The organism is Microbacterium sp. Y355 (assembly GCF_059445345.1).
Map to the genome: position 1 here is coordinate 447,204 of NZ_JCAIUD010000001.1, position 23,348 is coordinate 470,551.

Annotated in this window: 19 protein-coding genes; 11 read left to right on the top strand and 8 right to left on the bottom strand. The window is 63.4% G+C overall.

From position 1 onward, the window contains the following. Both AC1C2O_RS02285 and AC1C2O_RS02290 read left to right on the top strand, forming a co-directional pair. Positions 1-2,976, top strand: coding sequence for a bifunctional [glutamine synthetase] adenylyltransferase/[glutamine synthetase]-adenylyl-L-tyrosine phosphorylase (locus AC1C2O_RS02285; RefSeq protein WP_495428816.1), 2,976 nt, complete (start codon positions 1-3; stop codon positions 2,974-2,976). Positions 2,977-3,012: 36 nt separating this feature from the next. After that, positions 3,013-3,945: a diacylglycerol/lipid kinase family protein gene (locus tag AC1C2O_RS02290; protein ID WP_495428817.1), complete on the top strand. Its 933-nt coding sequence runs from the start codon at positions 3,013-3,015 to the stop codon at positions 3,943-3,945. Between the two features lie 94 nt (positions 3,946-4,039). Here AC1C2O_RS02290 and glnA read toward each other — a convergent pair whose 3' ends face one another. After that, on the bottom strand, positions 4,040-5,464 hold the full coding sequence (gene glnA, locus AC1C2O_RS02295; protein WP_495428818.1) for a type I glutamate--ammonia ligase: 1,425 nt from the start codon (positions 5,462-5,464) through the stop codon (positions 4,040-4,042). 140 nt (positions 5,465-5,604) lie between these two features. On the opposite strand from glnA, the gene AC1C2O_RS02300 reads away from it, so the two are divergent. Then, positions 5,605-5,982 (top strand): RDD family protein, encoded by a 378-nt coding sequence (locus AC1C2O_RS02300; protein WP_495431647.1) that lies wholly within the window; start codon positions 5,605-5,607, stop codon positions 5,980-5,982. A gap of 6 nt (positions 5,983-5,988) precedes the next feature. Here AC1C2O_RS02300 and AC1C2O_RS02305 read toward each other — a convergent pair whose 3' ends face one another. Continuing rightward, positions 5,989-6,477: an ATP-dependent zinc protease family protein gene (locus AC1C2O_RS02305; RefSeq protein ID WP_495428819.1), complete on the bottom strand. Its 489-nt coding sequence runs from the start codon at positions 6,475-6,477 to the stop codon at positions 5,989-5,991. A gap of 17 nt (positions 6,478-6,494) precedes the next feature. Between AC1C2O_RS02305 and AC1C2O_RS02310 the strand changes: the two genes are divergently transcribed. Beyond that, positions 6,495-7,676, top strand: a complete 1,182-nt coding sequence (locus AC1C2O_RS02310; RefSeq protein WP_495428820.1) for a RimK family alpha-L-glutamate ligase — start codon at positions 6,495-6,497, stop codon at positions 7,674-7,676. A 37-nt stretch (positions 7,677-7,713) separates the two neighbouring features. On the opposite strand, the gene AC1C2O_RS02315 is transcribed toward AC1C2O_RS02310, so the two are convergent. Continuing rightward, positions 7,714-8,424, bottom strand: a complete 711-nt coding sequence (locus tag AC1C2O_RS02315) for a DUF4191 domain-containing protein (RefSeq protein WP_495428821.1) — start codon at positions 8,422-8,424, stop codon at positions 7,714-7,716. Between the two features lie 145 nt (positions 8,425-8,569). Here AC1C2O_RS02315 and AC1C2O_RS02320 point away from each other — a divergent pair, with 145 nt between their 5' ends. Continuing rightward, complete coding sequence (locus AC1C2O_RS02320; RefSeq protein ID WP_495428822.1) at positions 8,570-9,985, top strand: hypothetical protein; 1,416 nt, start codon at positions 8,570-8,572, stop codon at positions 9,983-9,985. Positions 9,986-9,999: 14 nt separating this feature from the next. Here the strand turns inward: AC1C2O_RS02320 and sucB are convergent, their stop codons facing one another. The 3 genes from sucB to AC1C2O_RS02335 all read right to left on the bottom strand — a co-directional run bounded on the left by sucB (position 10,000) and on the right by AC1C2O_RS02335 (position 14,686). Then, the gene (gene sucB, locus AC1C2O_RS02325) at positions 10,000-11,772 is read right to left on the bottom strand and encodes a 2-oxoglutarate dehydrogenase, E2 component, dihydrolipoamide succinyltransferase (protein WP_495428823.1); all 1,773 of its coding nucleotides are present in this window, start codon (positions 11,770-11,772) and stop codon (positions 10,000-10,002) included. 65 nt (positions 11,773-11,837) lie between these two features. Further along, positions 11,838-13,211, bottom strand: coding sequence for a dihydrolipoyl dehydrogenase (gene lpdA / locus AC1C2O_RS02330; protein WP_495431648.1), 1,374 nt, complete (start codon positions 13,209-13,211; stop codon positions 11,838-11,840). Continuing rightward, positions 13,211-14,686 (bottom strand): leucyl aminopeptidase, encoded by a 1,476-nt coding sequence (locus AC1C2O_RS02335; protein ID WP_495428825.1) that lies wholly within the window; start codon positions 14,684-14,686, stop codon positions 13,211-13,213. Before AC1C2O_RS02335 ends, lpdA begins: the two co-directional genes overlap by 1 nt. A gap of 102 nt (positions 14,687-14,788) precedes the next feature. On the opposite strand from AC1C2O_RS02335, the gene AC1C2O_RS02340 reads away from it, so the two are divergent. The 3 genes from AC1C2O_RS02340 (at position 14,789) to AC1C2O_RS02350 (ending at position 17,878) form a co-directional block, all read left to right on the top strand. Next, positions 14,789-15,733, top strand: a complete 945-nt coding sequence (locus tag AC1C2O_RS02340) for a proteasome assembly chaperone family protein (RefSeq protein ID WP_495428826.1) — start codon at positions 14,789-14,791, stop codon at positions 15,731-15,733. A gap of 157 nt (positions 15,734-15,890) precedes the next feature. Next, positions 15,891-17,186, top strand: coding sequence for an RNA polymerase sigma factor (locus tag AC1C2O_RS02345; protein ID WP_495428828.1), 1,296 nt, complete (start codon positions 15,891-15,893; stop codon positions 17,184-17,186). Continuing rightward, the gene (locus AC1C2O_RS02350) at positions 17,183-17,878 is read left to right on the top strand and encodes a coenzyme F420-0:L-glutamate ligase (protein ID WP_495428829.1); all 696 of its coding nucleotides are present in this window, start codon (positions 17,183-17,185) and stop codon (positions 17,876-17,878) included. The genes AC1C2O_RS02345 and AC1C2O_RS02350 overlap by 4 nt, the downstream gene beginning before the upstream one ends. 62 nt (positions 17,879-17,940) lie before the next feature. Here AC1C2O_RS02350 and AC1C2O_RS02355 read toward each other — a convergent pair whose 3' ends face one another. Then, positions 17,941-18,957, bottom strand: coding sequence for a sugar-transfer associated ATP-grasp domain-containing protein (locus tag AC1C2O_RS02355; protein ID WP_495428830.1), 1,017 nt, complete (start codon positions 18,955-18,957; stop codon positions 17,941-17,943). 80 nt (positions 18,958-19,037) lie between these two features. Here AC1C2O_RS02355 and AC1C2O_RS02360 point away from each other — a divergent pair, with 80 nt between their 5' ends. After that, positions 19,038-19,742: an alanine racemase gene (locus AC1C2O_RS02360; RefSeq protein ID WP_495428831.1), complete on the top strand. Its 705-nt coding sequence runs from the start codon at positions 19,038-19,040 to the stop codon at positions 19,740-19,742. Beyond that, positions 19,742-20,782 carry an alanine racemase gene (locus AC1C2O_RS02365; RefSeq protein ID WP_495428832.1) on the top strand — a complete coding sequence of 347 codons (1,041 nt, stop codon included), beginning with the start codon at positions 19,742-19,744 and terminating at the stop codon, positions 20,780-20,782. Before AC1C2O_RS02360 ends, AC1C2O_RS02365 begins: the two co-directional genes overlap by 1 nt. A gap of 11 nt (positions 20,783-20,793) precedes the next feature. Here the strand turns inward: AC1C2O_RS02365 and AC1C2O_RS02370 are convergent, their stop codons facing one another. Continuing rightward, positions 20,794-21,012 carry a DUF7455 domain-containing protein gene (locus AC1C2O_RS02370; RefSeq protein ID WP_495428833.1) on the bottom strand — a complete coding sequence of 73 codons (219 nt, stop codon included), beginning with the start codon at positions 21,010-21,012 and terminating at the stop codon, positions 20,794-20,796. Positions 21,013-21,189: 177 nt separating this feature from the next. On the opposite strand from AC1C2O_RS02370, the gene AC1C2O_RS02375 reads away from it, so the two are divergent. Next, positions 21,190-23,271 carry a DNA gyrase/topoisomerase IV subunit B gene (locus AC1C2O_RS02375; protein ID WP_495431649.1) on the top strand — a complete coding sequence of 694 codons (2,082 nt, stop codon included), beginning with the start codon at positions 21,190-21,192 and terminating at the stop codon, positions 23,269-23,271. Positions 23,272-23,348: the final 77 nt, after the last annotated feature.

The window sequence follows — 23,348 nt, forward strand, 5'->3', positions numbered from 1 at the left end:
ATGGCTCGGTCTGCCTCTGCATCCTCACTGTCGTCGCTTGCGCGCCTTGGCTTCACCCGGCTGAGCGCCGGTGTCGTCGCGCTCGAAGAGTTGTCTGGTCTGGTCGCCCTCGACCGCGAGGTGCTCGTCAGCGGCGCCATCGCGGCGGATCCGGATGCTGCTGCTGAAGGCATGCTGCATGTGGCTCGCCGTGACCCCATAGCGCTGGGGCGACTGCTGCGCGCTGACGAGGCGCGCACGTACGTGTGGCGCGTATTCGGTGCTTCCAGCGGCCTCGCCGACTTCTTCCTCCGTCACCCAGACCAGCTCGAGGTCCTGGCCGAGGTCGGGCCGCTGGTGCCGAACGAGGCGACCCTCACCGAGCGCATGCTGCACGCCGTGGGCGCGGTGGATGGCTTCGCCTCTTCGGGTGACGAGTCCGCCTGGGTTGCATTGCGCATCGCCTACCGCAGGGCGATCGCTGAGATCGCAGCCATCGATCTGTCGACCCCAGAGCCGGCATCCAGGATCGCGGCCATCTCGGCAGCGCTTGCCGACGCTGCAGGTGCCGCGCTGGAAGCCGCATTGACGATCGCGCGTGCTCGCGTGTCGGACGTCGTGCCCCGTGAAGACGTCGCGCTCACCCAACTCGCCATCATCGGCATGGGCAAAGCGGGCGCCAGAGAGCTCAACTATGTGAGCGATGTCGACGTGATCTTCGTCGGCGGCAGCGCGGATGAATCGCGGCTCGAAGAAGGACGCGCCATCGATATCGCGACAAAGCTCGCGAGAGAGACGATGCGTGCTCTGTCTGCGGCTGAAATCGAGCCGCCCCTGTGGGAAGTCGACGCGAACCTGCGACCGGAAGGAAAACAGGGGGCGCTTGTTCGCTCGCTGGGGTCGCACCTGGCCTACTACGACCGCTGGGCCAAGAGCTGGGAGTTTCAGGCGCTACTGAAGGCGCGACCGCTGGCCGGAGACCCCGAACTCGGACACGCGTATATCGAGGCAGTGCAGCCGAAGATCTGGTCGAGTGCGGCGCGCGAGAACTTCGTCGACAGCGTGCAACGTATGCGAGAGCGCGTCACCGAACACATCGATCCGAAAGACGCCGAGTATCAGATCAAGCTGGGCGCCGGAGGCCTGCGAGACATCGAGTTCACAGTGCAGCTGTTGCAGCTCGTGCATGGACTCACCGATCCCAGCATCCGCACGCGGGGAACGCTGGAGAGCCTGGATGCTCTCGTCGCCGGGGGATATATCGGCCGGGAGGATGCGGCGACGTTCGCGGCCGACTATCGCACGCTACGTCTGCTGGAGCACCGACTGCAGCTGCGAGAGCTGTCGCGTACACACCTGATGCCACGCGCTCCAGAGGAGCTACGGGGGCTCGCGCGAGCGACCGGCCTCGCCGAGGATGCCGCAGGCATCTGGTCGCTGTGGGAGCGTGTGCGGCGCGAAGTGCGCGAGATCCACACTCGGCTGTTCTATCGACCGCTTCTGAGCGCGGTCGCCGAATTGCCGGAAGACCAACGAACGATGACCACGGAGCACGCACGAGACCGACTGGCGGCGATTGGTTTCCGTGACCCCGCTGGCGCCCTCCGGCACATCGGAGCCCTCACCACCGGCATCAGTCGCAAGGTCACGATCCAGCGACACCTCATCCCGGTCATGGTCAGCTGGTTCGCCGAAGGCAGCGATCCTGACTATGCCCTGCTCGCTTTCCGTCGTATCAGCGAGCGTCTGGGTGACAGCTCCTGGTTCCTGCGTATGCTGCGTGACTCCTCAGGAGCGGCGGAGAGTTTGACCCGGCTGCTGTCATCCTCGCGCTACGTCGGTGAGCTGATGGAGTGGATCCCGGAATCGGTGGCGTGGCTCGACAGCGCCGAGCTCCTTCGCCCGCGCGGCGAAGCCAAACTGTATGAAGAAGCACGGGCGATCCAGACACGACACAGCTCTGTGGCGTCGGCGCTCAAGGCGGTGCGGGCCCTGAGACGTCGCGAACTGCTGCGCACCGCGATGGGCGCAGTCCTTGGCGTCCTGACGATCGAAGAACTGGCAACCGCACTCACCGCCATCACCGACGCGACGATTCAGGCGGGGCTGCGGGCCGTGCGCAGAGAGGTTGTCTCGGCCGAGGACGATGCGCTGGAGTTCGCCGTGATCGGCATGGGGCGCTTCGGCGGCGCTGAGCTCGGATTCGGATCGGATGCCGACATTCTCTACGTCTATGACGCGAACGGGATCGATCCGGAACGGGCGCAGTCTCTGGCGATGAAACTCGTCTCCGGATTGCGGGAGCACCTCACCGATCATCGCGTACCGCTCGACCTTGATGCGGACCTGCGGCCTGAAGGGCGTCAGGGGCCTCTCGTGCGCTCTATCGCGGCCTATGCCGAGTACTACCGCCGCTGGTCGGTGTCGTGGGAAGCACAGGCGCTGCTGCGCGCCCGCGGTGTGGCCGGTAGTTCGCAGTTGATCGAGAAGTTCACGGCGCTGGCCGACACCATTCGGTACCCAGCGGAAGTCGATCAGCAGGGTTTGCGCGAGATCAAGCGGATCAAGGCCCGAGTCGAGGGGGAGAGACTTCCGCAGGGAGCCGATCCACATCGTCATCTCAAGCTGGGCCCAGGATCGCTCAGCGACGTCGAGTGGCTGGTGCAACTCATCCAGCTGCAGCATGCACACGGCATTCCAGCACTGCGCACCACCTCGACGCTCGGCGCCCTTCAGGCGGCGGTAGACGCCGAGCTCATCTCGTCCGACGACGCCGAGCTACTCCGTGAAGCCTGGTTGCTCTCGAGCCGCTTACGTTCGGCGATGACACTGCTCACCGGAAAGACCAGCGACATTCTGCCAGGAGATCGCCGCGAGTTGGATGCGATCGGGCGGCTGTTGGGATACCCGGACCGCTCGGCAACTGCTGTCGAAGAAGACTTCTTCGGTGTCACTCGACGAGCACGGCGCGTCTTCGAGCACCTTTTCTACGGATGAGTTGCAGTTTGGCCGCAGCAGCCCCAGGCTGAACATATGACAGGAACGAAGCTCGGCATCATCTGGAATCCGTCGAAGATCGATGAGAGCGAGTTGCGGTCAGCGGTTGACGCTCACCTCGACGGTTCTGCCGATGCATCCGATGCAGTTCAGTGGTGGGAGACGAGCGAGGATGACCCTGGTCTCGGCATGGCACAGGATGCCGTGAAGGCAGGATGCACCACCGTGATCGCCGTTGGTGGAGACGGCACTGTGCGGGCCGTTGCAGAAGGACTTGCGGGAACTGACGTAACGCTCGCAATCGTGCCGCAGGGGACCGGGAACCTCCTGGCGCGCAACCTCGAGGTGCCGCTTGATGACATTCCTGCTGCGCTCGCGCGCATCAGCGCAGGCGATACGCGGGCGATCGACCTCGGTTGGGTCACCTTCAATGGTGAGGAGCGCGCCTTCGCAGTCATGGTGGGGTTCGGTGTCGATGCACAGATGCTGGTGGAAACCGATGACGATTTGAAGAACCGTGCGGGTTGGCTCGCCTACATCGAGGCGATGGGGCGTGCGATGGCCGGCACGGAGATGACCGGCATCACCATGGCGATCGATGAGGGAGAACCGCAGGAACTGCGGGGGCACACGCTGCTGATCGGCAACTGCGGGATGGTGCAGGGCGGCATCCGTCTGCTTCCGGACGCCAAAGTCGACGATGGGTTGCTTGACCTGCTGCTGGTGAGCGCGGACGGAGCATTGCAGTGGCTCGACACTGCACGCTCGGTGATCTGGGACAACGGCATCCGCCGGCTCTTCAAGGGCGAGGAGAGCGCGGTGAGCACAGAATCGACACGGCACCTGACAGCTGAACGCGTGAAGATTGAACTCGAAAAGCCTCTTGCCTTTGAAGTCGACGGTGAAGAGGTCGGAGAGGTCTCGGCATTCGAGGTGCGAGTGCAGCCCGGCGCGCTGCGCGTGCACTGAACTTCACGTCCGTCTGTCTGGCGGCACGGAGCCTATCCAGAAACGCGAAAGTCCCGCCCAGAATGAACTGGGCGGGACCTTTTGCTTTAGGCGATTACACGCCGTAGTACAGCTCGAATTCGAACGGGTGCGGACGCTGTGCGATCGGCAGGATCTCGTTCTCGATCTTGTAGGAGATCCAGGTCTCGATGAGCTCTGCTGTGAACACGCCACCCTCAAGCAGGAACTGGTGGTCTTCGCGCAGAGCCTCGAGCGAGTCCAGCAGCGAGTTCGGAACCTGAGGGATGTTCTTGGCCTCCTCCGGGGGAAGCTCGTACAGGTCCTTGTCGATCGGCGCGAGGGGCTCGATGCGGTTCTTGATGCCGTCCAGGCCCGCCATCAGCTGCGCGGCGAACGCGAGGTAGGGGTTACCGGAAGCATCCGGAACGCGGAACTCGATGCGCTTGGCCTTCGGGTTCGACCCGGTCAGCGGGATGCGCACGGCCGCGGAACGGTTGCCGGCGGAGTACGCGAGGTTCACAGGAGCCTCGAAACCCTTGACCAGGCGGTGGTAGCTGTTCACCGTCGGGTTCGTGAACGCCAGTACGGCATCGGCGTGCTTGAGGAGACCACCGATGTACCAACGGGCAACGTCGCTGAGCTGTGCGTAACCGGCCTCGTCGTAGAACAACGGCTTGCCTTCGCTCCACAGCGACTGGTGCGTGTGCATACCGGAGCCGTTGTCGCCATAGAGCGGCTTCGGCATGAAGGTCACCGACTTGCCCCACTCTTCAGCGGTGTTCTTGACGATGTACTTGAACTTCAAGATGTCGTCGGCAGCGTGGACCATCGTGTCGAAGCGGTAGTTGATCTCCTGCTGCCCGCCGGTGCCGACCTCGTGGTGCGAGCGCTCGAGAATGAAGCCCGCATCGATGAGCTTGAGCGTGATGTCGTCGCGAAGATCCGCAGTCTTGTCGACCGGGCTGACGGGGAAGTAGCCACCCTTGTACGGGGTCTTGTTACCGAGGTTGCCGCCCTCTTCTTCGCGGCCGGTGTTCCACGCGCCTTCTTCAGAGTCGACGCTGTAGAAGCTCGAGTTTGCCGTCACTGAGTAACGAACGTCATCGAAGATGTAGAACTCGGCCTCGGGGGCGAAGAACGCGGTGTCGGCGATGCCGGTGGAGACGAGGTACTTCTCTGCCTTCTTAGCAACCTGACGCGGGTCCTTCGAGTAGATCTCGCCGGTGCGCGGGTTGTAGATGTCGAAGAGCATCACGAGGGTGCTCGCCTCGCGGAACGGGTCGACATACGCCGTCGTCACATCAGGGATGAGCTGCATGTCGGACTCGTGGATGCTCGCGAAACCGCGGATCGAGGAGCCGTCGAACAGCTGGCCGTTCGTGAAGAAGTCCTCATCGACAGTCGACGCGGGAATGTTGAAGTGCTGCTGAACGCCGGGCAGATCGGTGAAACGAATGTCAAGGAATTTGACGTCGTTTTCCTTGATGTAGCTCAGCACCTCGGACGAATCGGTGAACATATATCACTCCTGGATAATGCGGATTTGGGTCTGGAAACCTTAACGAAGGCTAGGCGGGAAGGGTTACTTCGTCGTGTCCTCTTTGTTTCGGCCATGTTACAGACCCCCGGTAGACTTGACCCGTGACGGATGCTCAGAACATGTACCCCGGTGAGCGTCTCGGCTTCCCCGAAGCCGGCGTCGGAAGCATCGGCCGCATCGGCCGTCGGATCGGGGCACTGGCGATTGACTGGGCCGCTGCGGTGATCATTTCGGTCGCGTTCTTCCAGTACGACTCGCTAGCAACTCTGCTGGTGTTCGCCGTCGTGCAGATCGTATTCATTCCGACACTGGGCGGTAGCCCCGGTCACCGTATGGTCGGCATGCGACTCGTGATGTTGAACGGATCATGGGTGGGGCTGTGGCGTCCCATCGTGCGTACCCTGCTGCTTGTGGTGGTTATTCCCGCAGTGATCTGGGACCCAGATCAGCGCGGCCTCCACGACAAGGCAGTGGGAACGGTATTGATCCGCGCATGACGCGGTTCAGATACGCCCGCGATTGCGATGTCTGGTCTCTTTCGGTGCGCGACCGCCGAGGAACGAACGCGCAGGATCGATGATGAACCCGCGCCTCAGCGCCTCGCGTCCGATCAACATCCGAAAACCCATCTCGTCACGGTTGCTCAGCGTCACCTCAGAGATGATCAGCCGATCAACGAGACGGATCGCGAGCAGCACGACAAGACGCTTCTGCGCATGGCCAGACGAACTGCGCACTTCCCGGCGATCATGGACGGGACATTCGACGAATGTGGCATCCGCGTTGGTGTGTTGCCATGGGTTCACTCGAAAGCGCACCCAATCTTCACCCTCGCGTTCGAACTCTTCAATATCGAACGCGTGCAGGGACGAGGTGCGCGCACCGGTATCGATCTTGGCTTTGATCCAGTCGACACCTGCATCCGGCAGGCTCACCCATTCACGCCACCCCGTAAGAGTGTTTGAATGAGAAGACCTATCCACTCGATACATCTTGGCAGGAAAAGTTCGTGAAGCTTGCAGTCCTCTCGCGTGCACCGCACGCCTACTCGACGCAGCGCCTCCGCGCGGCCGCACTTCAGCGCGGTCACAACGTCAAGGTGCTGAACACATTGAGGTTCGCGATCGATCTGACGGCAGACGAACCCGATCTGCACTTTCGGGGCAGGCAGCTGAGTGACTATGACGCGATCTTGCCGCGAATCGGCAACTCGATCACGTACTTCGGCACGGCTGTAGTGCGTCAGTTCGAGCAGATGGATGTCTACACACCCAACACGGCGAATGGCATCTCGAATGCTCGCGACAAGCTCAGGGCGAATCAGATCCTCTCGCGCCACAACATCGCGATGCCAGCGACCGCATTCGTGCGCAATCGCGCGGATGTGCGGCCAGCCATCGAGCGCGTGGGCGGTGCCCCCGTCGTCATCAAGTTGCTGGAGGGCACACAGGGGATCGGCGTGATTCTCGCTCCCCAGGTCAAGGTTGCCGAAGCCATCATCGAGACGTTGCACTCCACAAAGCAGAACGTGCTCATCCAAAAGTTCATCGCCGAGAGCCGGGGGCGAGACATCAGGGCTCTGGTCGTCGGGGATCGTGTGGTTGCGGCCATGCGGCGCGTTGCGGCCGGTGATGAGTTCCGCTCCAACGTGCATCGCGGCGGCAGCGTGGAGCCCGTGGAACTCGATCCGATCTATGAGCAGGCCGCAGTGCGTTCGGCACAGATCATGGGCCTGCGCGTCGCCGGTGTCGACATGCTCGAGGGCGACGACGGTCCGCTGGTGATGGAAGTCAACTCGTCACCGGGCCTGCAGGGCATTGAGCAGGCCACGAACCTCGACGTTGCTGGCGCCATCATCGATTACATCTCGGCGCAGGTGGCGTTCCCGGAGATCGATGTACGTCAGCGGCTCACCGTGTCGACGGGATACGGCGTTGCCGAGCTGCTCGTGCACAACGCCGCAGAACTCGTCGGTAGGACCCTGGGGGAATCGGGCCTGTGGGAGCGCGACATCACGGTGCTCACGTTGCACCGCGGGGTCAATGTGATTCCGAACCCCCGCAAGCACATTGTTCTCGAGGCAGACGATCGTCTTCTCTGCTTCGGAAAGCTCGACGAGATGCGCGGGATGATCCCTGAGCGCCGTCGGCGTCGTGCGAAGGTGCGTCGCCTTCCCCCACAGCACCTCTGAGTTGAACTGAGCTCAGCTCAACGAGGGCCAGCTCAGCTCAACGAGGGCGCTGCGCGCGGGCCTTCGTCGGGTCGATGCCCTTCGGGATCGGCAGCGACGAGATCGACTGCGAGACAGAGTCGATACGGCGGATCACGGCGGCAAGCGTGGTCTTGTTGATCGCCTTCGGAAGCTTCTTGATTGTCTTCGCGAGGTCAGCGATCGCCACCTCGTCTTCCCCGTGCCCGACGTAGAAGACGTGCACGGGTACGCCGTTTGCGACGCGCTGTGCCTTGGTTCGCTCTTCGTTCACGAGACGCGTGAGCCGTCCGCGTGCGCCTTCACCGACGACGACGATGCCGCCGCGGCCAATGGCGCGGTAGACGGCTTCTTGCGTCTTCGGGTTGATGCCGACGGGGGTATCTGAAGCCTGCCAGTTACGGCCGAGACTCGAACTCAGGACGTGCCCAGCGGCGCCGGGCATGCCATCGATCTTGGCGTACATTGCATTCGTCGACAGGCGTGTCATCAAGAACAGCGCTCCGAGGACACCGAGCATCAGTCCGGTGACACCCCAGAGGATGAGAGTCCAGACCTGGAAGGGCGGAATCAGATATCCGGCGACCAGGCCGAGCAGCACGCCGACGAGCAGGATCGCGATCTGGGCCCAGGGCAGCCAGCCGTAAACCTCACGCGTGAACCGGAAGAGGGACTTGATCTGGGAGAAGAACCCAGGGCGCTTCTCGGTTGCTGGAGCACTCTTAGCCATGAGTACAGACTACCGAGTCGGCGAGCCCCGAATGTGCGCGTTCGCGGGTGGCGCACTGGTTCTGCACAATTTTGCGTGGCGGAGATTCGTCCACATTTCGGCCTTCTCCGCCCCGACAGCCTCGTGAATCAGATGTGATGGGGCAATGACCGAGACGGATGCTGTCGCAGATCGTTCTTCTTTGGTGCCTGGGGCCCATCGAATGATCCGTGCGGTGGACGGGCGGGAGAGTCCTTTTGCAGGCACTCTCGTCACGGTCGACGACGGTGTGTCGGTCTGTGTGGATGCGGAGTTGCTCGCTAATTGGGACGGGTGGGCATTCTCGGATTCTGAGCACATCTGTGGGGTGATGGATGTTCGTCGTCGTGTGAACGGTCATGATGCGCTGCTGCCGTGGTGCACTCAGCGCATCGAGACATTCTTGGGGCGCAGGCGGGCCGCTGAAGCGGAACTCACGGCGGGCGAGCTGGGGACGCTCGTCGTGAGCCTGCTCCGAGGGATGCGTGAGCTCGGAAAAGACTCAGACAATGCAGTAGGCAACTGGTGGTTGACCAGCGACGGTCGACCGCTGTTCGTGCATGGCGACGGTGGCGCGGCCCGTGCAGGCACTGCTGCTCTCGTGGAGCGCGTCTCGCAACACAACACGGATCGTGCCACCGTGCGCATCCTCGAGGAGGTCACAGCGGCGCTACGGCAACCGCGTCATCACGTCGATGACGATCAGCGCTGGGAAGAGCAACTGTTCGCGCTGGCGGCACCGCGTGCGCTTCGACTTGACGTCTTCGCGCCGGAGCGAGCAGCCGATATTGCCTCGCACCGGATGCCGAGGGTCGGTGTTCCATCTGAGGCACATGGCACCCGGCGAGCGAGAAGCAGCGCGCTGCGACAGCAGTACGATCTCCCTCACCGTGTGAGGGAAGCTATCGTCGCTGCCAGCGAACGGGGGAGGGCGCTGCTCGGGCGCTTCCGGCGGGGTGGCAACAGCACGACAGACGTCCCGCCGAAGGCCTCCAGGCGGCGACCGTTGATCCTGGCGGGATCGCTCGCTGCGGCGGTGCTGGTCGTGGGGCTGATGTGGCCGAGTGGAGACACGTCAGACGGCGCGAACGCAGGAGTGGCGGTGCCCACGGCGACGGAGTCCGTTGTGCCCGCGCCAGCCGGGACCGGGCCTGCGGAATCTGTGGAACAGGCGGGATCTCCACCCGTAGATGAATCGCCGCGTCCGGAGGACCCCGTTGAGGCGCCAGTGGCCGAAGTGGATGCGTTGGGCGCCGTCCCCGCCTTGCTGGAGGCGATCCTAGCCTGCGTGAAGGCAGAGGCAGAGCAGTGTCTCGACGCGGTCGCGGAAGGCGCTCCGATGCCGACGGACGGTGCAGCAAGCGCCGGTTCGCACGCGAGCACAGCGGCTTTGGTCGATGACTATGGAGACGTGGCCGTCATCAGACTCACCCCGGTGGGCGGAGATGCTTCGGCGGCAGGAGAGCAGATGCTAGTGCTAGAGCGCCAGAACGACATCTGGCTGGTGCGCGACGTGTATGACGTCGCGCACCAGCCAGAGTGAGTGCGTGCCTGTGGTCAGGCGCCGAGGTTGCCCGCGAAGTTCGCAGCCTCAAGACGAGTCTTGATCGCCCCGAGGAAGCGTGCAGCGTCTGCACCGTCGACGATGCGGTGATCGTACGACAGCGCAAGGTAAACGTACGAACGGACAGCGATCGCGTCGACGCCATCGACCTTGACCAGGCCCGGGCGCTTGACGACCGTGCCGGTGCCGAGGATCGCGGACTGCGGCAGGAACACGACAGGCGTGTCGAACAGCGCGCCGCGCGAACCGGTGTTGGTCAGCGTGAACGTGCCACCGGCGAGCTCGTCGGGCTTCAACTTGTTGTCGCGTGTGCGAGCAGCGAGGTCAGCGATCTCGTGCGCGATCTGAGCGATGCTCTTCGATGCGGCGTCGCGCAGCACCGGCGTAAGAAGACCACGCTCGGTGTCAACAGCGATCGACATGTTCTCCGTCGCCGGGTAGACGATGTTCTCGCCGTCGACAGTGGAGTTGACGATCGGGAACGCCTGCAGAGCTTCCGCGGTAGCAAGCGCGAAGAACGGCAGGAAGGAGAGCTTGTCGCCCGTCTTCTGCAGGAACTCGGCCTTGACGCTGTCGCGGTAGTTCGACACGCCAGTGACGTCCACCTCAACCACGGTGGTCAGCTGTGCCGTCTGCTGCATCGACTCAACCGCGCGCTTTGCGAGCACCTTGCGAAGACGAGACATCGGCTGGGTCGTGCCGCGCAACGGCGAAACCTCGAGCGGTGCCGGGGCAGCCGCAGCGGGAGCTGTGGCCGGAGCAGTGCTCTTGGCCTCAGCGGCCTTCAGAACGTCTTCCTTACGGATACGTCCGCCGACGCCGGATCCAGTGACACTCGCCAGATCGACACCCTGCTGGGATGCGAGACGACGCACAAGCGGGGTGACATAGATGCCGTCGTTGCTCTCGGCAGCGGGAGCAGCCGGGGCAGGAGCTGCCGGGGCAGGTGCGGCCGCGGGAGCCGCCGGAGCAGGTGTGGCCACCGGCGCCGCCGGGGCAGCAGGAGCCGGGGCAGCAGGAGCCGGTGCGGCGGGTGCCGGTGCGGCAGCAGGCGCTGCAGGGGCAGCGGGAGCTTCTGCAGCAGGTGCAGGAGTAGCGACCGGGGCCGCTGCTGCAGGTGCGCCAGAACCAACACGGGCGAGAACGCTGCCAACGGCGATGGTCTCGTCTTCTGCAGCAAGGATCTCCTGCAGGATGCCAGCAACCGGCGAGGGAATCTCGGTGTCGACCTTGTCGGTCGAGATCTCCAGCAGCGCTTCATCGACGGCGATTTCATCGCCGATCTGCTTCAGCCAACGGGTGACAGTGCCCTCGGTGACGCTTTCACCAAGCTCAGGGAGCACGATGTCGGTCGAGTCGCCAGCGGGCGCAGCCTGTGCGGGCGCAGCCTCAGCGGCGGGCGCTGCCTCAGGTGCGGGGGCTGCCTCGGCGGGTGCCGCTTCAGGTGCGGGCGCGGCTTCAGGTGCGGGCGCAGCCTCGGCTGCGGGCTCTGCGGCTGCCGGAGCATCCGCAGCGGGTGCGGCACCGCTGCCATCGCCGATTCGGGCCAGAAGTGCGCCTACCTCAACGGTGTCGTCTTCGGCGACCAGGATCTCCTCGACGATGCCGGCGACTGGCGAAGGGATCTCGGTGTCGACCTTGTCGGTCGAGATCTCCAGCAGGCCTTCATCCGCCTCGACGGAGTCTCCCACCTGCTTCAGCCAGCGGGTAACCGTACCCTCTGTGACGCTCTCACCGAGAGCGGGGAGGACCACGGATGTGCTCATGACGGAGTCTCCTTCAAGAATGTTTGTGACGTACTCAGCTTAGTGACCCTGACACCGATTGGTGTTCAGAGGGCGTGCAATGGTTTTCCGGCGAGTGCGAGGAATGCCTCGCCCAAGGCCTCGCTCTGCGTGGGGTGCGCGTGAATGAGCGGGGCGAGATCTTCGGGATGTGCTTCCCAGGCGACTGCGAGCTGGCCCTCAGTGATGAGTTCTCCCACACGATCGCCGAGAAGGTGCATACCCACGATAGGCCCGTCCTTCAGCCGGACGACCTTGACGAGGCCGCTTGTGCCGATGATCTCGCTCTTGCCGTTTCCGGCGAGATTGTATTCATAGGATACGACCGCGTCCGCACCGTGCTCCGCGATGGCGGCCTCTTCGGTGACTCCCACCGATGCCACCTCGGGGTTGCAGTAGGTGATCTTGGGGATCTGCGATTCGGGGATCGGCGCGGGCGAGAGCCCGGCAATGCGCTCTGCAACGGCGATTCCCTGCAGGAAGCCGCGGTGCGCCAGTTGGAGTCCAGGAACAATGTCGCCGACGGCCCATACGCCGGGAACACCGGTGCGAAGCTCTGGGTCGACGGTGACGAATCCTCGATCCAACGTGATTCCGGCATCCTCGAATCCGAGATCTGCGGTGACGGGTCCGCGCCCAACAGCGACGAGTAGGTACTCACCGCTGAAGCTCTGACCGTCTTCGAGAGTGACAGTCACACTGGAGTCATCCTGCGTCGCGGACTGGAAACGCGTGCCGAGGGAGTACTTGATGCCGCGACGTCGGAATGCCCGTTCCAGCCCCTTGCTGAGCGCGATGTCTTCGTTGGGAACCAGATGAGGCAGAGCCTCGATGATGGTGACCTCGGCACCAAAGGAGCGCCACACGCTGGCGAACTCGACCCCGATGACGCCGCCGCCGAGCACGAGAACGCGCTCCGGAACGACATCGAGTGCAAGCGCCTCTTCGCTGGTGAGGACGCGTCCGCCGATGTCCAAACCGGGCAACGAGCGGCTGTAGGAGCCTGTGGCGAGCACGACATCGGCGCCCACGTATGTGTCGTCGCCGACGCTCACGCTGCGATCCGCATTCAGTCGGCCGGTGCCGGCGACGGTGGTGATGCCACGCGCCTTGATCAGGCCCTCGAGGCCCTTGAACTTCTTCGCGACGATGTTCTCGCGGTATGCGCGCACACCAGCGGCGTCGACCCCTTCGAACGTCGCCGTGACACCGACAGCCGCCGCGTCACGGACGTGGTCTGCGACCTCGGCAGCGTGCAGCAGAGCCTTCGTCGGGATGCAGCCGCGATGAAGGCAGGTGCCACCGACCTTGTCTTTCTCAATGAGGGCGACGCTCTTGCCGAGTTCGGCTGCCCGCAGGGCGGCGGCGTACCCACCGCTCCCGCCGCCCAGCACGACGATGTCGAAGGTGTGGGTGGTCATCATGCCTCCTTGGCAGTTGCTTCAGCGAATGCAACCAGCGAGCGGACGGTGGCGCCCGTTGCGCCCTTGTCAGTGAAGCCGAACGGTGCGCTGTTGTGCTCAGCGGATCCGGCAACGTCGAGGTGCACCCATGGAATGCGCGGAGCATCTTCTGCATCGCTGGTGCGGCCGATGAAACGCTGCAGGAAGAGGCCTGCGAACAATGAGCCACCGGCACGGTCGCTCATGTTGGCGTTGATCATGTCGGCGATGGGGGAGTCAAGGCTGTCCTCCATGTATTCCGGCAGCGGCAGCGGCCAGGCGAGTTCGCCGGCCGTCTCCGAAGCGGCGAGGTACTTGCTGACGGCAGCGTCATCGCCCATAACGCCGGTGTGCCGGTGGCCGAGTGCCACCAGGATCGCTCCGGTGAGAGTCGCGACATCGAAGATCACGTCGGGTTTGTCGCGGCTGGCCGCTACCAGTCCGTCGGCGAGGACAAGCCTGCCCTCAGCGTCCGTGTTCAGCACCTCGACGGTCGTGCCGTCCAGTACCCGCAGAACGTCGCCCGGGCGCGTCGCCTTCCCGGAGGGCATGTTGTCGGTGATCAGCATCCACGCGGTGACGCGCACCGGCACACGAAGCTCGGCGATCGCACGAAGAGCGGCAAGCACGGTGGCGGAGCCTGCCATGTCGAACTTCATGCCGACCATGCTGGCAGCAGGCTTCAGCGAGAGCCCGCCCGTGTCGAAGGTGATTCCCTTGCCGACCAAGGCAATATGCCGACCAGCATCGGCGGGGGAGTATTCGAGGCGAACGACGCGCGCCGGGCGGTCAGAACCCTGAGCCACACCGAGAACGCCGCCGAATCCCTGCGAGGCAAGAGCCACTTCGTCGAGCACTTCGACGGTGACATCCAGACCGGCGACGGCGTCGACTGCGCTCTGGGCGAGGTCGGCAGGGCTTTGCCACTCAGCAGGTACCGAGACGAGATCCTTGACGAGTGCAAGCGCCTCGCCGAGAATCCGTGCACGGGAGATGTCGTCGTCGGTGATCGTTGCGCTGTGCACGGTGACAGCAGTTGCGCGTGTCTTCCCGGGCTTCGCGCGGTACCCCTCGAACCGGTATCCGCCGAACGCGGCGCCTTCGGCGGCCGCTGCTGCGAACTCATCGAGTGGGCCGGCAAGACCGAGCGCGACCTTCTCGAATCCGGTCAGCGTGCGCAGCGCCACGCCAGCAGCATCACGGACAGAGGCGGCGCTTGCCTTACTGCCGGATCCGACTACGGCGAAGGGGAGATCAGTGAGAGAAGGCAGATGAACGCGGGCGAATGCCGAGGTGGCTCCAGTGAAGCCGATTCCGCTTAGTACCTCTGCGAGACCGGGATACGCATCCAAAGCCTGCGGGAACGCGGTGGTGTCCGGAACGACGAGCACTGCTGCGTCGGCAGCGCCCCCGGGAAATGGATCAATTGTGTGCGAGAGCGCAGGAAGCGTCATGCATTCATCCTATGCGCCCTGTCGGTCTGTGCCCCCAGATCTGTTCGCTCTGAGCATCACGTTGCCGCCCCCTCGAGGTTCCTCGGCTCGTAGCATGGATGCATGCCCGTCTCCGGAGAGCTGTACGAACGTGTCGCGAACGTCCCCGCCGTCCCGCAGGGACTTCCACTGGTGATCCTTCTGACTGGATTCACGGATGCCGGCAACGCCGTGTCCGGGCTCATCGACCACCTGCAGGATGTGAGTGACCCGCAGCCCATCGTGATCTTCGACAATGATGTACTCCTTGATTACCGCGCGCGGCGTCCGATCATCGTGTTCGAACAGGACCACCTGACCGAGTTCCGGCCTGCGCGGCTCGAACTGTCTTTGGCGCACGACACTCTGGGTCAGCAGTTCCTGCTGCTCTCTGGGTATGAGCCGGACTTCGCGTGGAATGCGTTTACGCAGACGATCCTCGATCTTGCCGAGGAACTCAGTGTGTCCGGCGTCAGCTGGGTGCACTCGATCGCGATGCCGGTTCCGCACACTCGACCGATCAGCACGACGGTCAGCGGCAATCGCAAAGAGTTGACCGCGAGCCTTTCCGTCTGGCGCCCGCGTACGCAGGTACCCGCCACGGCAGGGCATCTGCTTGAGTACCGTTTCGCAGAGCGCGGCGACCGCGTGGTCGGCTTCGTGCTGCTCGTATCGCATTACCTGGCAGAGACCGAGAACCCCGATGCTGTCATCGCTGCCGCTGACCGTGTGATGAGCGCGACCGGTATCGTGCTTGCTCTCGACGACTTGCGGGAGAGCCGTGAGGAGTACCTCGGCAAGGTGAACGATCAAGTCGCGAACAATGACGAGTTGCGCCAGATGGTTAGTACACTCGAGAACCGTTACGACGCCTATATGGCCGGGCGCAACCCTGATGATCTGGACCGCTTCGACGAAGGCGGGTTTGATGAACGGGATCTGCCGAGCGCAGATGAACTGGCAGCAGAACTTGAACGCTATCTGGCCACGCGCCCACCGGGCGACGACGATAAACGTTCACGTTCCTGATCTCAGGTTGTTCGATGCGTCGGTCTGCCCATTCGTGTGACATACTGGTTGTCTGACCCGTTGTCAATCATTTGCCGCAAGGCTGATGACTTGACAAGGGTCTTACTAGTGTCCGAAATGTCCCGGGGCGGGCACGCTGCCCCGTGAAAGGCGAAACGTGACTCCTGCCGCGACCAAAAACTCCCGGACGACCAAGACCGTAGCCGAGGGCGAAGCTGTCGAGCCTGCTGCTGTCGAACCCGAACAGACCCCCGCTGCTGCGAAGAAGCCTGCTGCGAAGAAGGCTCCCGCCGCAAAGGCTCCTGCAGCAGCGAAGGCTCCTGCCGCGAAGAAGCCGGTGGCGAAGAAGGCCCCCGTCAAGCGCAAGAAGGCCGATGACCTCGTCGAAGATGATGCCGTTGATGCGGATGCCGTCGCCGACGATGCGGATGAAGACGACAAGAAGCCTGTCTTCAGCGAGCCGCTGCCGACCGGCGCCATCGTTCTCACATCCAAGGATGAAGACGACGTCCCCGTCTACTCGACGCAGATCACCGGTGCTACAGCTGACCCGGTCAAGGACTACCTGAAGCAGATCGGCAAGGTCGCGCTGCTGAACGCGGCCGAAGAAGTCGAACTCGCGATGCGTATCGAAGCCGGTTTGTTCGCCGAAGAGAAGCTTTCGGACATGACCGACGCCGAGAAGACCGGCCAGCTTGGTCTGGATCTGCAGTGGGTCGCACGTGACGGTCAGCGCGCGAAGAGCCACCTGCTCGGCGCGAACCTCCGCCTCGTGGTCTCGCTCGCCAAGCGCTACACCGGACGAGGCATGCAGTTCCTCGACTTGATCCAGGAGGGCAACCTCGGCCTGATCCGTGCGGTCGAGAAGTTCGACTACACCAAGGGCTTCAAGTTCTCCACGTACGCCACCTGGTGGATCCGTCAGGCGATCACCCGCGCGATGGCTGACCAGGCGCGCACCATCCGCATCCCGGTGCACATGGTCGAGGTCATCAACAAGCTCGCCCGCGTGCAGCGACAGATGCTGCAGGATCTCGGTCGTGAACCTACTCCGGAAGAGCTCAGTCGTGAGCTCGACATGACGCCGGAGAAGGTCGTCGAGGTGCAGAAGTACGGGCGCGAGCCCATCTCGCTGCACACGCCTCTCGGTGAAGACGGTGACAGCGAGTTCGGTGACCTCATCGAGGACACCGAGGCTGTCGTGCCTGCTGACGCAGTGGGCTTCACCATGCTTCAGCGTCAGCTCGAGCAGCTGCTTGACTCGCTATCCGAGCGTGAAGCCGGCGTGATCCGCATGCGCTTCGGCCTCGGTGACGGTCAGCCGAAGACGCTCGACCAGATCGGTGACACCTTCGGCGTGACGCGCGAGCGCATCCGTCAGATCGAGTCGAAGACGATGGCGAAGCTTCGTCACCCGAGCCGCTCGCAGTCGCTGCGCGACTACCTCGAATGAGCCAGGCGAACGACGGCAAGGCGCTCGAGACGAGCGTCGATGGTAAGAAGTACGCGCGCATCCCGCTGCGTACGCGCGTCGTCATGCCCGATGACAATCTCGACGAGATCATCACGGAGTACGCAGCTGCCGCAGTGCAACCAGGCGACCTGCTCTTCGTCACCGAGAAGATCGTCGCGATCACGCAGGGCCGGTCCTTTCGGCTCGATGAGATCAAGCCTCGCAAGCTCGCACTGTTTCTGTCTAAGTACGTCACTCGCACGCCGTACGGCATCGGTCTGGGCATGCCAGAGACGATGGAGATGGCTCTGCGAGAGTGCGGTACACCGCGCATCCTTTTCGCGGCTGCCGTCTCGGCGGTGACCAAGGCATTCGGTCGTAAGGGCGACTTCTATCGCATCGCCGGTGACAAAGCCCGGGCGATCGACGGCCCAACTAAGCACACCATCCCGCCGTACAACGAGGCGGTCGTGCTGGGACCGAACGATCCGGATGGCGTCGCTCTGCACGTAAAGAAGCTCATCGGCGGCACTGCGGATGTCGCCGTCGTCGACATCAACGATCTCGGCGGCAACATCCTCGGTTCAACTCTTGACAAGGCTGGCGAACAGCGCCTCGTCAAGGTGCTCGGTGACAATCCACTGGGGCAGGGACGCGAATCGACGCCTCTCGGTATCGTGCGCGAAGTCTGACGCCAGCTTTTATACGAAGAAACCCCGGATGCTGAGCATCCGGGGTTTTTCGTCGAGTCCGGTCAGAACCCGATGACCTGCTGGTATCGAGGCTTGTGCCCGGTACGAATGCCGGTGACGCTGGGCTTGTTCTCGTAGACGCCTGCACCCCAGTTGCCCTCGACGAGTACTGGACCATCGGGGGAGACCACGATGTCCCAGCCGACGTACTGGATCTGAGGCACGACGCGGGCGACCTCGTCGATGAATGCGCGCACCTTGTCCATGTGCGGTAGCTGGAACTCCGCAATGGGGAAACCGGAGTCGGGGTGTGTCTCGTACACGTGGCCGTGTGAGTCGTAACCGGCGCTCACGGCGTGGCCGTTCTCGTCGAGCATCGTGTAGAAGCCACCGAAGGTCATCTGGTCGCTCACCTCACCACGGCCGAACTTCTGTGCCATGGCCAGAATGTGTGTCTTCTCACCATCGAAGAAGGCGGTGATGCGCGTCGTGTTGACCGTGCCGGGGCAGACAGCCGCGAGGTCTTCGTGCTGACGGATCACTTCTTCGATCAGTAGTTCACCGCGAGTGAGGAGACCACGGTGGAATGCCTCCCAGTCCTCGACGTCCGCTGCGTGATAGCGGTGCACACCGGTTCCGGCCTGTCCTACAGGCTCCTTGGTGACGATGGTGCCGAGGCGTTCCGTGAACTCGCGGACCTCGTCGGCATTGCCCTCTTCCACGATGATCCACTCGCGATGCAGGTGTGTGGAGAAATGCTTGTCGAACTCGACCTTGTCCTGGAAGATCCAACGAAAGTCGGGGTGGTCATATTTCTGCGAGAGTTCGTTCGACACCGGGTGTGTCATGAAGGTGGCACGCTCGGCGCGCGTCAACATCGCGAAGTCGTAGTCGATGTAGTCCTGGAAGCCCACATTGCGGCGTGCAGCGGACCACAACATGTCGATGACGATCCCCGGCACAGGCTTGTGATGCTGCGCTGATGCTTCCTTTGCTCGCTCTACCACCGAACCTACGTCGATGCGCCGGGCGCGAGCGATCAGGTAACGGACGCGGGGCGCGAGGGACAGACGTGACATGGGGCTCCGGAGGTTGGGGACTAGACCAGTCTACGTGGGGTGCACCAGAGAAGCCGGTGGGCGAAGCTAGTGTGGAGGGCGTGGGTGAGAAGACTTCCAGCTCGGCGATACGGGCACTGATTTCACGCTCGGCGCTGGCGGATGCCGCGGCTGCGGCTGTCGCAGCCGGCGGACACATCGCGGATCTGCGCGGTGATGCTTACGGCCACGGCGTGCTGACGGTCGCGCGTGCAGTCACGGCCGCCGGTGCACAATCTGTCACCGTGGATTCCGAAGACGAGGTGAGACTTCTGATTCGCGAAGGCATTGCCGCCACGGCGTCAGACGCCCCCGACATCGACGCTCGACTGCTCTATGGCATCCCGGATGCTGCAGGCCAGTTGGTGTCGCGACCGGTGCTGCGCCTCACCGGACGTGCCCTCTCGACGAAGTCTCTGCGTGCAGGCGATGCCGTCTCCTACGGATACACCTACCGCGCGCCATCCGACCGCAGCGTGGCACTGGTGACGGGTGGGTATGCGCAGGGGATCGTGCGCGCATTGGGAAACAGGACGCGGGTGGAGATCGACGGCGTACTGCGCCCCATAATCGGCCGCGTCGCGATGGATGTGTGTGTTGTCGATCTGGATGGCGTGAGCGCTGTCCCTGGCAGCGAGATCACGTTCTTCGGCGGATCAGGGGCCGCGGCTAACCAGCTGGCCGAATGGGCCGCCGTGACGGGAATGACAGCCGCTGAGTTGCTGTGCGTCGCCGCGAAGCACGCCGTTCGAGGAGAAGAGGACTGATGCGACCGACTCTTCACATCTCTCGCGCTCAGTTTCTGAGGAATCTCGATGCGGTGCGCTCTCGCGTGGCTCCGTCTGCCGTCATGCTCGTCATGAAGGACGACGCGTACGGACACGGCATCGAATGGGCTGTGCACGCAGCAATCGACGCTGGCGTCGAGTGGTACGGGTCCTATGACGTGCGCACAGGCGTGCGTATCCGCGAAGCACTTGGCGACCACACAGGTCGTGTATTCGCCTGGGCGACGTCGACGGCGGAAGAAGTCGAAGCAGCGGTGCACGCAGAGATCGACCTTGGAGTCGGCACCGAGGAATACCTGCGGCTCGTGATCGCGACGGCCGAGCGTATCGGCATCCGTGCCCGCGTGCATCTCAAGATTGACACCGGCCTTCATCGCAGTGGCATCCGTCCGGAAGACTGGGCGCATGCTGCGGTCCTGTCGCGCGAGGCAGAGCTGAGCGGCGCGTTGGCAGTTGTGGGCGTCTGGAGCCACCTCGCGGAGGCGAGCGATGATGAGGACGATGAGGCGCACACGATCTTCCTCGAGGCAGTGGCTACCGTGCGTGCGACGGGTTCGACACCGGAGGCGCTTCACCTCACTGCCTCGGCCGCGTCCTGGTGGCGGCCCGAGCTGCGCGGCTCACTGTCGCGGATTGGTGCCTTCTGCTACGGAATCCGCTCTGCTGAGGGCGCCGAACTCGACGGCATCCGCCCGATCAGTGCTCTCAGTGCGCACGTGCAGGAAATCTACGACGAGCATGTGGTGATCGGAATCGGCGCCTTCGATGGGCTGCCGTCCACGCTGGGCGGCATTTACGTAGGCACACCAGCAGGTAGCAGAGAGCTACGAAGCATCGGCCAGACAACCTCGACGGTCGCCACTTGGCCGGGGGCATCGCTCGGGGACGAAGTGTGGGTGCTCGGACCCGGCGAACACGGGGAGCAGTCTGCGACGACGCTCGCTGAGCGCATTGATACCGTCGGGGAAGAAATAATCACCCGCCTCACCTCACGGGTGCGACGGGCGATTGAGAACTGAGAAGTGGACTGTCAGACGGCTTCGGCGAGACGCGCGGTCTCGTCGTGCCAAGAGGTCGCGATGCTCCGAAGCTTCTCTTCGTACTTGCGGCCGTGGTGGGCGCAGAAGAGCAGCTCGGAACCGTTTACCTCGGCTGCGATGTAGGCCTGTGCACCGCAAGAGTCGCAACGGTCGATCGCGCTCAGACGGTACTCGACAGTGGAGGTCTCACGTTCGGTTGTAGCGTTCATCTCGGTGCCTCCTCGGGTATCGGCTTCCAGTTGGAATGTGCTCAATACAACCACGAACCGCTGTGAGTCATGCCCGGATCGCGGCGTGTTTCGCTCACCGCGTACCCGCAGGCTCAGGCATGCCTGCTATGGGGAGTGTCTGCGGGCCTGCTGGGCGTGTCGAGAATAGAATTGGTGATTGTGACCTCCGAGTATTCCGCCCATCATCTTCAGGTTCTTGAAGGGCTCGAAGCGGTGCGCAAGCGCCCCGGCATGTACATCGGGTCGAACGGCTCTCCAGGGCTCATGCACTGCCTCTGGGAAGTCATCGACAACTCGGTGGACGAAGCTGTCGCAGGCAACGGCGATCGCATCGACATCATTCTGCACTCCGACGGCAGCGTCGAGGTCCACGACCACGGTCGTGGTATCCCGGTCGACATCGAGCCACGAACCGGCCTCACCGGTGTCGAAGTCGTATTCACCAAGCTGCACGCTGGTGGAAAGTTCGGTGGCGGCTCGTATGCAGCATCCGGCGGTCTGCACGGTGTCGGCGCCTCAGTCGTGAACGCTCTTTCGGAGCGACTTGACGTCGAGGTCGATCGCGGCGGCAAGACCTATGGCATGTCGTTTCATCGGGGCGAGCCTGGGTTCTTCACCGACAGCGGAGAGAAGCGACCTGACGCGCCGTTCTCCCCATTCGAGAAGAGCAGCGAGCTGCAGGTCATCGGCAAGACCAAACGCGGCGTGACCGGCACCAGAGTGCGTTATTGGGCAGATCGCCAGATCTTCACCAAGGATGCTGCTTTTCAGCTCGCAGAGCTCGAGACCCGCGCACGCCAGACGGCATTCCTGGTACCGGGACTCGAACTCGTCATTCGCGATGAGCGCAGCGAAGAGAAGTTGGAGACGTCTTACCGCTACGAGGGTGGCATTTCGGAATTCGTCGAGTTTCTGGCCGCCGATGCCCCTGTCACCGACACATGGCGCATCCAGGGCACGGGTTCTTTCAAGGAGACCGTCCCGGTGTTGCAGGCGAACGGCCATATGGTCTCGCAGGAGGTCGAGCGCGACTGCCGCGTCGACATCGCGATGCGCTGGGGCACCGGCTACGAGACGGCGACCCGTTCTTTCGTGAACATCATCGCCACGCCCAAGGGCGGCACGCACCAGCAGGGTTTCGAGCAGGAACTGCTCAAGGTGCTGCGCGCGCAGGTAGACCAGAACTCACGTCGTCTGAAGGTCGGTAACGACAAGCTCGAAAAAGACGATGTGCTGGCGGGACTGACCGCGGTATTGACGGTCGAGGTGCCTGAACCGCAGTTCGAGGGGCAGACCAAGGAAGTGCTCGGCACCCCGGCCGTGCGCCAGATTGTCGCGCAGATCCTTCGTAAGGAACTCGGCGACCGTTTCACCTCGACCAAACGAGACGACAAGAACCAGGCGAGCCAGTTGCTCGACAAAGTCGTCTCTGAGATGAAGGCTCGGGTCTCAGCACGTGCTCACAAGGAGACGCAGCGTCGCAAGAACGCGCTGGAATCTTCGTCGTTGCCCGCGAAGCTCGTTGACTGCCGCTCGAACGACGTCTCACGCAGTGAGCTCTTCATCGTCGAGGGTGACTCAGCGCTCGGGACCGCCCGCCGTGCTCGCGACAGTGAGATTCAGGCACTCCTGCCGATCCGCGGCAAGATCCTGAACGTGCAGCGCGCGTCCATCGCCGACATGCTCTCGAATGCTGAGTGCGCAGCGATCATTCAGGTGATCGGTGCGGGCTCAGGCCGCAGCTTCGACATCGATGCCGCGCGCTACGGCAAGGTGATCCTGATGAGCGACGCCGACGTCGACGGCGCGCACATCCGCACGCTGCTGCTCACGCTGTTCTTCCGTTATATGCGGCCGCTGATCGAGGCTGGCCGCGTCTTCGCCGCTGTGCCGCCGCTGCATCGCGTGATCGTGATGAACCCCGGGTCTAAGCCGAACGAGACCCTCTACACTTACAGCGAGCAGGAACTGCACGCGCTGCTGGCGAAGCTCCGCAAGACCAACAAACGCTGGCATGAGCCGATTCAGCGGTATAAGGGTCTCGGTGAGATGGATGCTGATCAGCTGGCGAACACCACGATGGAGAAGTCCGGACGCCTGCTGCGTCGAGTGCGCATGGAAGATGCCGAGGCAGCCGGACGTGTATTCGAACTGCTGATGGGCAACGAGGTCGCGCCGCGGCGTGAGTTCATCATCGACTCGTCAGATCAGCTGTCGCGCGAGGCGATCGACGCGTGACGACGAGTCGGCGCGCGGGAGATAAAGACACAGGGGACACTGCCCCCGTCATCGCACTGATCTCCGCCCCGTCGAAT

Coding starts and splice junctions, on each gene's coding strand:
- AC1C2O_RS02285 (WP_495428816.1), top strand. CDS start 1: ATGGCTCGGTCTGCCTCTGCATCCTCACTGTCGTCGCTTGCGCGCCTT.
- AC1C2O_RS02290 (WP_495428817.1), top strand. CDS start 3,013: ATGACAGGAACGAAGCTCGGCATCATCTGGAATCCGTCGAAGATCGAT.
- glnA (WP_495428818.1), bottom strand. CDS start 5,464: ATGTTCACCGATTCGTCCGAGGTGCTGAGCTACATCAAGGAAAACGAC.
- AC1C2O_RS02300 (WP_495431647.1), top strand. CDS start 5,605: ATGTACCCCGGTGAGCGTCTCGGCTTCCCCGAAGCCGGCGTCGGAAGC.
- AC1C2O_RS02305 (WP_495428819.1), bottom strand. CDS start 6,477: ATGTATCGAGTGGATAGGTCTTCTCATTCAAACACTCTTACGGGGTGG.
- AC1C2O_RS02315 (WP_495428821.1), bottom strand. CDS start 8,424: ATGGCTAAGAGTGCTCCAGCAACCGAGAAGCGCCCTGGGTTCTTCTCC.
- AC1C2O_RS02320 (WP_495428822.1), top strand. CDS start 8,570: ATGACCGAGACGGATGCTGTCGCAGATCGTTCTTCTTTGGTGCCTGGG.
- sucB (WP_495428823.1), bottom strand. CDS start 11,772: ATGAGCACATCCGTGGTCCTCCCCGCTCTCGGTGAGAGCGTCACAGAG.
- lpdA (WP_495431648.1), bottom strand. CDS start 13,211: ATGACCACCCACACCTTCGACATCGTCGTGCTGGGCGGCGGGAGCGGT.
- AC1C2O_RS02335 (WP_495428825.1), bottom strand. CDS start 14,686: ATGACGCTTCCTGCGCTCTCGCACACAATTGATCCATTTCCCGGGGGC.
- AC1C2O_RS02340 (WP_495428826.1), top strand. CDS start 14,789: ATGCCCGTCTCCGGAGAGCTGTACGAACGTGTCGCGAACGTCCCCGCC.
- AC1C2O_RS02350 (WP_495428829.1), top strand. CDS start 17,183: ATGAGCCAGGCGAACGACGGCAAGGCGCTCGAGACGAGCGTCGATGGT.
- AC1C2O_RS02355 (WP_495428830.1), bottom strand. CDS start 18,957: ATGTCACGTCTGTCCCTCGCGCCCCGCGTCCGTTACCTGATCGCTCGC.
- AC1C2O_RS02365 (WP_495428832.1), top strand. CDS start 19,742: ATGCGACCGACTCTTCACATCTCTCGCGCTCAGTTTCTGAGGAATCTC.
- AC1C2O_RS02370 (WP_495428833.1), bottom strand. CDS start 21,012: ATGAACGCTACAACCGAACGTGAGACCTCCACTGTCGAGTACCGTCTG.